We start from the raw sequence: 13103 nt of genomic DNA, 5'->3' as shown, positions 1-13103 counted from the left end.
CTCTGCTGCTTGATGGTTGGACTTATAATTAATGGCAACGGCATATCCTTTGTCTGCTAATGTTTTAGCGCTGGCTGCGCCAATACCACGACTACCGCCGGTGACCAAGGCTACTTTCATTTACTCTCCTAAAAGGTAAAACTCCACCAGCTATGCTGGTAGCTTTGATTTAGAGGCACTCTATTTGTGTTCCTAATCATATACTATAACTCTTAGAGGCTGTTATCACATGCCTCTTCTTTTTCCCTCTTGCCTTGGTATTTGACATAACACTTTATTATTTCTTCATTTGCACCTACCGAGTCAACAAAATACCCTTATTGCCAAAATGATTTTTCCCTCAGCTTTTTCTTATGTGGGCATAGGAATTTTATGAATGTCTCATTCTAGCTCTGTCTGTTAATGTGCCCGTCCACTCAGAAATAATTAAGCAAAGAGCGCTCTAAGTGCAAGGCATACATGAACTGCTGTACATTGAGCTTTATAACCTTGCACTTTTAATTTAAAAAATGGATGCCACGATTTAACCTTTTTCAACATTTCTTTTCAAAATTCTATATCTGTACTTTAATGACAACATGGCTCTGGCATCGAGGTAGATTACGTACGAAGCGGATTTGTATCTACTCATACTTCTTACTCCTTTATTGTTGCTGGTAACAATAAAATTGGAGTATCTAACGTGGTTTTTTATAGGCACAGCCTTGAGAGAATTTTGGCCACCTAGCATAGAAAATGATTTTTGACTGAACAAACACTCAGATAGAAGTCAAGATAACTCTTTTCGATTATATTGATAGCAGCAATTCACCTGAGCAAAAAGAATTACTGATCATCTAAATAAATTCTGAAAATCAAGTAGACGAACAACCCGATAGCCTCAGATAAAGTTATTAAATTAACGTTACCAACCTAAGCAATGGGTAACTTTTGTTTTGTTAAAAAATGCGCTCACTGAACGCCTATTTTGAATGGGTCTCACCCTAACTTGTTAACCTTCAATCCATAAAACTCATCTAAGGGGAGACGGCGTACCCGCTGTACGCCAGTTTAAGATGATTGTTTTCGTAATTTTTTTTGTCTCTTAAGATTCGCCAATCGAAATCTGTCGCCATACGCTATCAGACTTTTTAAAAATAACGATTCCATTATCTTTCAACAAAACTGTGACTGTATTTTCAGTCGCAAAAAAATAAACCAATTCTTTTTCTATAAGAATCAAAGAATATACTGCAGAAACCAATTCATCATTCATTTTATCTTTCAAAAGTGAAATATCATAGGAGCCTTTTTTAATGATTTTCACTAGCTCAGGTACACCTTTGCCAGAGTTATGTACATCAACAGTGAAAACATTCCCTCCTATACAATTTTCATAAATAACTGTCTTACCATACTCTTCGGTCACCTTACATTCATTCAGAACATTGAGGCCACTAGCGTATACATTTCCACCAACAAAAAAAATACACACTACATATATAAATAATTTCACTTTTAAAACCCTCTATATTTACCGAGTAATAAGTATCTTTCATCGTCAAACATCATATCAAAAGCCTCTGTGTTCATATAAAAGTTATTCCTAACATTCTGCACATCCCACATCGTATTTATGTTCAAATAACTACTATAGCCACCAGCTAATTTGCCAATAGTAAAACTCGAAGTAGCGGATGAGACAACATCAGCTACCAATGCTCTCTGGGAAGAATCACTGGTAGGATCTGCTGCCTTTAATATTTGAGGGATTGCATCACTTGCGATAAGTTTTGTTAAATCAGTTACCAATGCACGTTGTAGCAGTCTAGCATGACTTTTCTGCCTTAAAATACGGTCGAACTGAGATCTACTGATACCACCTTTAGTTAACATATTTTTTGCAGTTGCAATTGTAATACGACCTTCTTCAGTCTTATAATTGGCCTCTGATATCTTATCTCTTAAATTACCAAAGTTCTTTTCAATTGCGTCTGCTTCATTTCGAGACTCCCCATTAAACGCCTGCGTAAACGCTGCCGTAATAGCTCCATTTGCAAACTTGCCTCCTGTTATCATTGACGTGGTACCACCAATAACCGCTGCACCAACAATACGATGCACCTTAAATTTGGCAAGCATCTCGATATTACCAGTTTTAATGGCCGAGTTGGCACTTTGGGCACCACCAATATTATTGAGCATTGGTTTGAATGTTGATGCGACGCCTGCAGCTATAAATCCATGCCCAAACTTTCCACCTTGGAGCTCAGATGCAACACCACCTACAAGAGCATTGGCTGCAATGTTTTCTATGCTACCAGGTTGGCCCCATGTTTTGCTGGCACCTATTTTCTGAAGCGCAGCGGATTGTGCGTAAGAAATCGCTCCAGCTTTTATACCTGCATTTAAGCTACCTGTAGCTGCAAAAGTTGTTGCCGCATTAAATACCGCATGACAGGCCCCAGATTGACAACCAGGTATAAATATCATTACGACTTGAATGACAGAGTTCAAAACTGGATTAGCAGCTATTTGCTGCATCAAGTCCCAGGTACCCGTCGCTTTCATAGCCCCTTTAAGCATCTTTTTAAACAAGTAGCCACTTGGATCTGTAAATGAAAGAGGGTTGTTCAAAACGTAACTATAAGCATTGTAGTTTTGCAGGTTCTGCGGCGCCTGAATAAACGGATCAGCCTGCATAAAGCGTCCCGTATCAGCGTCATAAATTCGGCCATTCATATGAATGACTCGATTATCTCCGTCCAACGAAACAGGTTCATGCCCCGTATAACTTCTTAGGTTCGGAGCTATTTCATTAAATAATGAGATGCTTAAATGTGCAGCATAATATTGCTCATCCGCCTTATTTTTCGCAACCTTAGAGCGTTTACCAAAAACATCGTATTGGTAACGGGCAAGAAGATTATAATTACTGTCTGCAACGGCAGTGATTGACCCTTGATGATCTGTAAACATCCACTGTAGTGAACTGCCACCTTCTACATAGTAAATTTGTACCGCCTCATTACCGATATACCGCCTGATAAACTTCTCTTCAATTGATCCGACGTTACGCTTGGTAAGCTCGAGCGCACCAACATAATATACGGTTTGATTATCATCAACCCGTTTGTAGCGACGGTTATTCACATCGTAATCAAAGCTAATTTCATCCTTGATCCCCTTGATACTTTTAACCTTGTTGCGACCACTGTATGTTTGCGAACGATAGGCTTTATTGTCTCGCTTCATCCATAGTTCGTTACCATTGTTGTCATAATCAAAAGTTTCTTCGATATGCCCCAAAATTTGAGGATCTATCGCAGCGTGAGATGCAGGAGTTAACTCAGGTGCAGTGTTAATACCTGCCGCAGTTAATCCATTAAATGGCTCTATGTTTGTATTGAAGTCTCGAATATTGCGCTTACGCTTTTCTAGTCGGTGACTATCACATTGGTTTGCCCCATAGTGATATGTCCACTTGCCTTTTTTCTTGAGACTTCCATTATCACAGTACTCAAAGTCAGTTACGCCATTAACGGCCGATACGCGGTTTAATCCATCATACCCAAACTTTTGCTCTCCCGACCCGTTTAGAAGACTTCGATAAGTTAAGTTACCCAAACTGTCAAAACGATAGCGATCCCCCTGAAGATAAAGCGCCTTGTCTCGATATTTAGCGTCGATGCCAGCAATCATCCCTTGGCTATCGTACATCAAGCTCATCTTAACAAGACCCTTGTCATAACTCGTGACTTGTCCACGTTTGTTAACAGCAGCTGTATCCACGTTGTAATATCGAATACCGTTCTCTGTGTCCCTAGCTTCTTGCAGGCCTATGACCATACCGAATTTGTGGTATATTTTCTTAATACCACGGACATCGTAGTAATACCCATCCTGATTGCGTCGATAATCTTCGAATTGATAAGCATCCCTACCGTATTGGTCATAGAACTTTTGTTGGATAACACACAAGCTAGAGACTGGGTCTAACAACTTATCATCAGAAATATTTAAGTCGCTGTTACTCGAATTGAACACCACTCCTGAGTAACATTGATTACTTTCGAGATCAGTCAGAGTACTCGCCAAACGTCCTCGTTTGTCATAGAAATAATGTTGCAGCCAATTTCCTTGCTTGGCATATTGCAGCTGGTGAGTTGGTTGTGTGGCAGCTTCGTCATACTCAATATAACTCCACTCACTATCTCCCTCTAGCACCACTTTATTATCAGATGATGTTTGCGATTGAGAAATTTTTCTGCCGATTAAGTCATATTTAATCGTTGAGGTAACGCCCCGAGCATCGGTTTGCTCTCTAACTTGACCAAACGCATTGAATTTATAGCTCCACTCTCCATTATTGAGGGTCTTACGTGACAACAACCGACCATCGGCTTCATATGTATTTTGAAGAACAATTTGATTATCAGCCGAAGAGTGAACTGTCGTGTTATTCCCCCAAATATCGTATTCGTAAGTCAACACATTACCGGCATTGTCCGTCACTTTATAGTTTCGGCCCAATAGGTCCGTCTCTACTGACTGTGTCTGTGAATTGCCTCCAGGCAACCCTTTGTCACGGTTAGCTGTACCTTCAATTTGCAAGCCAGTGCTTTCCATAGTCACCGTGCTTACCAGCCCTTGTTGTTTGTGAGTCGTGATCGTGCCAGCGTTAGGATCAGTTACGGAAACCACCCTGTCGAATGCGTCATAGACTGTGGTAACTGCTTCTTGTCCTGGCCCTTTATGAGAAATCGCTCGCCCAAAACGGTCATGCTCGACCTCAGTTTTGAACCAGAAATGATCGTGCATACCGCGTTTATGTGACTCATAAACTCGACCACCTTTGTCCATGTAACTTTTTTCAACTATGTAACCATTTAAAAGCGTATTTTGCTGAACGGCACACTGCGTATCATTCGCATCACAGTCTGTTAGATAAGTATAGCTTTGTGCACCATCTGTGGAGAACGAGCCAATCTTTGCTCCAAAGGTGTCATATAGCATGTGGATCTGAAGATCATCAATATGCTCAATAATCAAAGGCTGACCAAAATCATTCCAGCTTTTTACAACGCTAGGAGTAAAGTAGTTATTACTAGAGGACTTTAAATGCAACTGTTCGTCATACACATTTGTTGTTAAACGAGTTTGCTGCTGCTCACTACTACAACCTGTGTTAGTTAGAGCCACCGTTTCTATGTTGCCAACCTCGTCATATGTGTATGACGTAGTGAGCTCTTTATCACATCCTGCGCCTTCGTTTACCACTTCGTCTTTTAGTAAAAACTTTTCAATACCGGAGTCGTAGTAAGTAAACTTATTGGTCTTAGTTACACTGTCTTTGTTGAGTTCGGTTTGAGTTACCGTGGTACTCGTAAGTCGGCCCAACCTTACATAAGGTTTTGCGTATGCATATTCCTTATTGCATGCCTCGCCATAGCAATTGGTCGTATTCGTAGATGCCAGTTCAGTTCCATCTGACAAATACCCATAGTAAGCAAACTCTTCAACATTATGAAACAATACATCGTATTGTGTCACATCCATTGTAAATACATTGCCCCACACATCTTCGTCAATTGTGGTGTTTGTACAAGAGTAGCCACTCACTGAATATGATGCGACTGCATCAACGCTGTCAATTCTCGCTGAGCAATCCCGGCTTTTTTCAGTAAAGATATAATAGCTGTTACTATGTTTACCTTCAGCCCTAGCATATTTATTGACGGCTAATGATATTAGTCTTTCGCCAATCGACTTATGTGTCGCAGCTGGTAGGCCTGTATATGGAAATGCTTGGCGATAACGCGTAGTAGTAATAAAGTGCTTCTGATCTTTTTCAGTAGTTGTCCTTATAGCAGCAAAGCCTAATGTGCCGCGTCCACCAAACTGCGCTTTAGCACCGTAATAGCGATAACTTACTGTAAGCGGTTTGTCTTCACCCTGTGCAGAACTTACTGAGGTGTCGGTTTCAACAGAGGCAACCAACGGCATGGCGCTAACCAAATTACTAACTTTAAAGCCCTGCGCATCAAATTGCTTGCTATCTTCTGTAGTATCTCTCAGCTCACTTGGTAAATCTTCCAAGGACTTAGAATATATTGCGTCTTTCCCTAACGTATTCATCGCACGATACTCAATGCGCGTCTCATTGCCATAACCTTGCTTAATAGAGCGTAATAAGCCAGCATGGGCTGGTTGATTACTTCCAAAGCGTGCAACTAAGCGATCACCATCTTTTTGAACAAGGTCAACAAAGCCGTTGTTGTCAAAGTCAGCTGGGAAAACGAGCGACTTCACATCCCTATCTAGATTAAATGTTCTTACTCTTTCAGCTTGTAAACGCAGTGAGCCTCTATCCGTATCCCATTGGAACTTGTTCCAATAATCGGTCGCGCCCTTTTGTTTAAAGTAGACTTCGTTAATACCATTTTTGTCTACATCTAAAACAAATGGAGTTGCATTTTCGTCTAATGACGCATCTTGCAAATTTAAAGAGGTATCTTCTGTGTCATTTAGCTCGAACACTGTAGCTTGATACTGAGGTACAATATTGTAAGCATAAATACTAGATGTTCTTGAAGTGAGTACTTTCCAAGCCTTTGTGCCATTGGATGCAGAGTCCAGCAAAATAAAGTCAACTAAGCCATCACTATTTATGTCTGTGATTGTTAAGTGTTCAAGTTTGCCATTCTCAGAACCATATATTGGATGTGATTGAAATGATGTATTGCTACCCTGATTAATAAAGGCAAAAAGCCTGCCTGGATTTGGCTCATCACAACTTCCCGACCAACATGATAATGAAATAATATCAGCTAGACCATCAAAGTTTATGTCTGTTGCTCGCCAATCAGAAACCGTACCAATCTCTCCATATGAAAAATCAACTTTGCTTTCATTATTATAAGAAGTACCATTCCAATAACTTATATAAACAGTCGCATCATCAAACTGTTTTTTATAGGCGATATCAAGATAGCCATCCCCATCAAAGTCTGCACTTTTGATTTCTCGCATAAAGTTACCTCTAAGATTACTAATCTCAGGGTATCCAAATGTCAATTTTTCACCATCGAAACCAAACGCCAGCCAGTAAAAACCACTATAACTCTCTTCAAAGTAGGACTTTTTATTAATCCAAAGAGTTTGAGAACCATCTCCCTCGGGATCAATGGCCATCATGCTTACGCTATCAGAATCATCTTCTCGACTTAAGGTCCAGCAATCCAAAGCTGACTGATTATCGTTTGGTTGGCTTGGCCAAAGGCACAGTTCGTACTTTTTTTCCTGCCCGTGCAAACGCTCAAGCGTAGCCAATTCTGCAAAGCCGTCACCTTGTGTATCGATAAACGTAAACGCTGCTAGTTTATTTTTATCTTTAGCAACAAAGAGTTCGGTGTTTTTTTCAAAGTAATGTGGTGTTGCAAAATCTGCATAGTCGAAAACTATAGGCTTTTTACAAATACCGCCGCGACATTGCTGGAATTTGTCCAGTCTTCGCAGACCGTTTCCACTAGGTTCGCTCGTATTAACAGCAATTTTGTAGTGGCTCAGCTCTACCGGGGAAGCGCCCACCTTTTGTACTGTTATTTTGTCAAGTCTGGCACGTTGCGACAAAGTACCATGATTGATATAGGTAAGGTTTCGTGTTTTCCCTGCACTATAATCGAACTTTACACGATACGTACTGTAATCGATTTTCTCTAGGACCAATTCACCGTCACCTAAAGCATCGCCATTAGATGCTTTTGTTGTGTAACTATAAGTCACTGCGGATTCATCCGATTGAGTACTATCGTATTCCTTATGAAGAAGCCAAGTTAGTGTGGGGTTGTAGTCTCCTCCTCCAACTTTGACTATTCGTGAACTGTGTCCACCATAGATTTTTTTAGAACCATCTTTACCAAATACAACAAATTGACGTGCACCCAATACGGTTACGTCTTTTACAATTACTTGAGCATCGTGCTCCAGTACATAAGTAGCATTCCCACTGCCTTGATAGGGTAATACAGGCGATACATATGGATTTTCAACCTTAATTAACCTCTGACCATCTAAGCAGTATTTGTCGCTGTCATTAAACCCTACCGACCTAGAGTACCCATCTGTGGCCAATGTAGCTCGGCATCGCGTGATTGCGGACCCTACGTTAAGTGACCAACCAACAGCAATACTTGAGTCTCCCGCTTGAGAGTTATAAGACAGAGAAACTGAAGGAGTAACACCTGCGATGCCTGACGGCAATTGAATAGGTATTGAGTATGTGGCACTCCCTGCTTCGCTGACTCTAAAACTACCTAACGTTGGCGTCATTTCAGCATTTTTCATCAGCTCAACTTGAGATGTATCTTTGGTCGCTGGCTTTGTTGATAACACAACGTTAATTGCTGACTCAGAACTGCTGTCTTCAACAGTGATCGATTCATTGCTGGATGCGGATACACTGCAAGATTCATACTTTTTGTTCTCAATTAGCGTCTCTAGGCACGATTTAGCGTAAAAAACATGATCAGCATTGGTGACAACTTTAGACCACACTGTCTCATAAGGCACAGCGCTACCTGATGCATCTACTCTCGTTTCTACTTCAGGTGAAGAGTTAACGATGTGAAAAACTTTATAATAGTCAATATTATCCAGACTAGACAAAGCAAAAGTTAGGTTACCACCTTCACGCTTTTGTAAAGTCATCTGTGGTGCGCGAAGGCCATCTCTAGGGTCGTTAACATTAAGCCCCAAAGCGAGTTCAATGATATTTAGAATACCATCATTATCAGTGTCTCTACTGTAATTACATTGACTTCCGAAACAGTAGCCAAAGTATATGTCCATCAACTCATTAACGGTATCTTGATAATAAGTATAAGTTGGTTGTTGCAATAGAATAACTAACTCTGCACGACGTAATTTGCCACTTTCTAATTCCGCAGCCCACTGTGAAGCTGTTTTACCTAAAAGCGTTGTACTAGTCGACACTTCAGAGTTAAGCAAACGACTCATTAATGCATTTGCGAACGCTAAATTATCAGGTCCTCTAAGCGCCAAGGCTTGCTGATCTGTGCCCACGGGCGCATTCAATATCGCATTTACAACTTCTTCTAAAGAATGACCATGCATATGAGCAAATGATAGCGCGGCGATTTCTCGCTTGCTCGGCAGGCGATTATGAATTACAGCCAAAAGATGGCTAATAATATTGCCTTCTAAATAATCTACTGGAGGTTGCCATCCTGGGTTTTCAAGGTTTTGATAGTCGTCGAGTCGAGTCCAACTAACCGCTTTTTTATCAACTAAGTTCCGGTCAATATGGTTAATTTCACCATCTTGTGTTGTCACAGATACAAGACCATCTGCGCCAACGCCAGTTAAAGAAACTACACCACCTGAAGGAGCAAATGAATAGTGCCAATTGATCTGACCGCTGTCTGGTAACAATGAATATAGCTTTTGATCCATTGAGCCTACATAGATGTTGCCGTACATATCAGTTTGCACGCCAGCTGTATTTGCACCGCCTGTTGTTTGTTTCCAAATATAGCTAAATCGATTATCACTAATTGAGCTTGGGTTATGAGTTATTTTGTACACATTGTGGTTTTGTGCACCAAAATACACGTGTTCTACACCACCTTGGTTTAATACCAATGGTTTGCCTACAATACGATCATCGCTATTTGCATTGGCATCATCAGTTTTAAATATCCAACCGCTATTTTGTGTACCATGTTTATAGATATGAAGGCCGGTAATTGTCTCTGAAGAGGCCCCTACTTGATAAAATGGCGCAGCCCCCTTATCTGAACCAGGTTGAGAAGCTCCAACATAAACATATCCACTACTACTCACCGTAAAGTTATTTTCGGTCATATCAAGCACCTCATCTGGGGCCTGATCATCAACACGCACTTTGTAGGTAGACAAGCCATCAACACAAAGAACCTTACCTATGATATTGATATCATTGTCATCTACAGGGCAGCTTACCTGATTGCGATATTCAACAATTAAACCTTTATTCTCATACCCTTTATAAAGTCTCTCTGTTAGGTTGGCTGTTAAAACTCCCCCTGATTGATTAACCGTAATATCACTTTGTTCAATTTCATAAGTTTCGGAAGTATTCTCAATTTGAGCGATCAGACGACCACCAGACAAAGCAAAGCCTGCGCCGCCTAAAATCAGCTTTTTGCTGTCTTCACTTACTGATGCACTAGCGGCCATAGGAGCAATATGCTCCACTACAAATGGAGAAGATTGCTTACATTCATTAAAACGATTACACGCTTCTAAAATATAAGTATATGTTCCCATTGGTGTGTCCGTGATAGGGAATGCTGTATCTTGAATGTTTGAGTAAATGGCATTTGCAGCCTGTGAAGTTGCCGCTATGTGCCCATTCCAACGCTTTAAATTATAGTATTTTGTTAGACCTTTATCTTGGCTGGACTGCCAGCGCATAGTGTAGTCACCACCAAATTGACTATGCGACATATTGAATAATGGTCTTTGGGGCGTATCGTTGTGATCTATCGTCTTTGACGCGCACCCCTTAATTTTGCTCGTGGAAAAACCGTTTGGCCCATCTGCAATACCCGCAACACACACTGAAAGAGTACTGCCATTATCGTCAACAGATGTACCCGGTACTCCCCACGGCAGACCCCTTGTTGTTGTCGCATAAGTTGATTTCACTCCTGCTTTGTTTACTTCAATGCTAAAGCGGGACGCATTACCATATTTACTGACGTCAATTTCATACCTATTCAAACTAGAGTTTAAATTCAAAGATACAACTGGGGTTGGGGGAACAGGAGGCTTAGCAAGCGCAATCGTTGTTTGAATCGTGTCAGATTGCTGCACTGCATTTTGGTCATCAATAACCTGAACATAAAAGTGGATAGGTGAACCAAACACAGCATCCGAATCTGGTTTCCATTTCAAAGTAAAACGACAGCGACCATCAATACAGGCCTCATCTATACTTACTGGCCCTCCAGCTAATTCAGGCACATTAGGAGTAATTGCATGGGCAGCATTGCCGTTGGGAACAATTCTGAATCCTTTTACTTTTCTACCTGAGGAGTAAACCTTATTGGCGACAATTGTCCATGAGATTTCTGGCGGATTGTTTTTGTCATTTACAATGTATTGGCGAGCAACCGAGTTTTGGTCAACATAAATACCGAAATCTGACAACACATGTATTGTTTGCGGTGGAGCAAAACCTTTCAATCCGAGCTTGTCTTCAACACGACTGTAAATAGTGTATGCCCCAGCGCTTGTCAATTTACGAGATTTTGAACAAGAGCTCGAACTACAACTCGCCCATTCGCCAGCACTGCACGCTTGATTTGGATCGACGTTGTTTGTACCTTTAGCACCACAGATTTGAATACGGGCTATATTTCCATTACTATCAGTGACTGTAGTCGATACAGAAACATCGCTGCTTGTTGTGAAAAAGCGAGACTCTTTATTACCTGATTTTATCGACAAGTTATTAATCTTTGGCGCATTATTGATACCGACCCATTGCACGTTAGACGTTACCCAGAGACCAGAATCTTTAACTCTTGCTTTAAAACCCGCTGCTTTAGACAAATTGCCAGAATTAACCTTACAACTGACTGTTTTCTTCTTACCACTATTTCCGATACATTGAGGTGTTTTAGAAACCCATTTTCCATCAGCTCCAAGAAACTCTACCTGAGAAATATGATGCGCTGGGTTTACATTCTTATCACTTGCAGTAATGGTTATATCTGTCGATGTACCGCTGTTAACAAGGTTACTATTTGCAGAGATTGAGACAGATGGACTCACATTGCGACCTCTACTTGACCAATTATAAGTTACCGAGTAACTATTTTGCGCCCCATTGTAGGCAATAGCGCTTATCGCATGTGTAGTAAAGCCTTCAGCATTTATCTTGCCTTCACAGGTACTTGCATGACATGTTTTAAGAGCGCGCCAATCTTTTTCTTCATACCTTTTTGTTTTAAGAATAATTCTATCTGCATGGGCAGCACTAAAAGTAATGGATATATTCTCGTCTTTATTTACCCAGTACTTATGTGACTGCTTGATTACTTCCAACTTTGGAACTTTGCGCTTAAGTACAGTAATTTTTTTAGTACATTCACCTACAAAGTGTGCCAAATTCCCAAATTTTTTATCTATTTCAATTTTTAGATCGAATGAACCAGCAGTAGGGAATGTATGAGTATAAAAATTATTAACTGTTGCGACACCGGCTTTTGGGTAAATAAGCTCGTTGTCTAGATACATTTTTGAGGGACCCATATTCCAATAGTTATGTACCGGCTGAGTCACCCTAAATGTAATGGCTTCATTTGCATATGCCTGTACAGGATCACTATTACAAGGGGTCGCAGATGCTCTTACGCCAACGGCTGTAAAAGAGATGCATAGCAATGCTATAAACTTTAAGAGCTTACTCATTTATAACTCCTTCTCCCAAATCACAGGCAGAGGAGCCCCTTCTTGTCCCGTCATTGATTGTTTATCATCAGACACACTAAAACTGATACTTCGCATCAACGAGCTAGCTGCTTTTGAAAAAGAGCTCGGCGTATCACTCGTGCTCGGCACACTTACACCCATTATTTTTTGTTCACCTTTGATTACAAATTGATTTTGTTCATTAGCGTTGTCAGCTAAGTACACCTCAGGAGTTGCCAAGATCCCTTGCCCGAGCCCTTGTGTATTTATCGTACGAGAGTCAATTTGATTATTAATGTCTAGCGGATCTAATATTGAAACTTTGCCATCTCGGCTAAAGACATACAGGCCATTTTGCGCAGAAGTCGCAGGGCTATTACTAAAAATGTGAAACGCGTTTCTCAAGCTAGGTTGTGCAGAGTGAACTAAAACTGGTCCTGCAACCACATTCGCTTCAAATTGATTGCAAACCGCTTTTGGAGATTGAACGTACGCTGCGATATCTACCGAACAAACTTGCCCTGAGTACTCTTTCTCATGCTTAACTCCATTGATAGTTTTCCTTGGGGTAAAACTCGCTGTGTAATACAGATTGTCATTCTGAATAACGGGCTTATTTGCTATCCCCCTGTGTCAGGATAGTT

At 40.8% G+C, this 13103-nt stretch carries 4 protein-coding genes and 1 pseudogene; all 5 read right to left on the bottom strand.

What is annotated here, in order from left to right; translation table 11 throughout:
- Window positions 1-120 (bottom strand): SDR family NAD(P)-dependent oxidoreductase (locus N482_RS24040; RefSeq protein WP_155730473.1); only part of this gene is annotated, 120 nt, incomplete at its 3' end.
- 92 nt (window positions 121-212) lie between these two features.
- Window positions 213-631 (bottom strand): annotated as a pseudogene (locus tag N482_RS26040) (transposase).
- 453 nt (window positions 632-1084) lie between these two features.
- Entirely contained in the window at window positions 1085-1495 is a 411-nt protein-coding gene (locus tag N482_RS04135) for a hypothetical protein (RefSeq protein ID WP_063357546.1), read from the bottom strand.
- Between the two features lie 2 nt (window positions 1496-1497).
- Window positions 1498-12459, bottom strand: coding sequence for an RHS repeat-associated core domain-containing protein (locus N482_RS04130; protein WP_063375875.1), 10962 nt, complete (start codon window positions 12457-12459; stop codon window positions 1498-1500).
- Complete coding sequence (locus N482_RS04125) at window positions 12460-12906, bottom strand: hypothetical protein (RefSeq protein WP_063375874.1); 447 nt, start codon at window positions 12904-12906, stop codon at window positions 12460-12462.
- Between the last annotated feature and the right edge of the window lie 197 nt (window positions 12907-13103).

The organism is Pseudoalteromonas luteoviolacea NCIMB 1942 (assembly GCF_001625595.1).
GTDB lineage: Bacteria > Pseudomonadota > Gammaproteobacteria > Enterobacterales > Alteromonadaceae > Pseudoalteromonas > Pseudoalteromonas luteoviolacea_A.
This window is presented reverse-complemented; position numbering and strand designations above follow the sequence as displayed.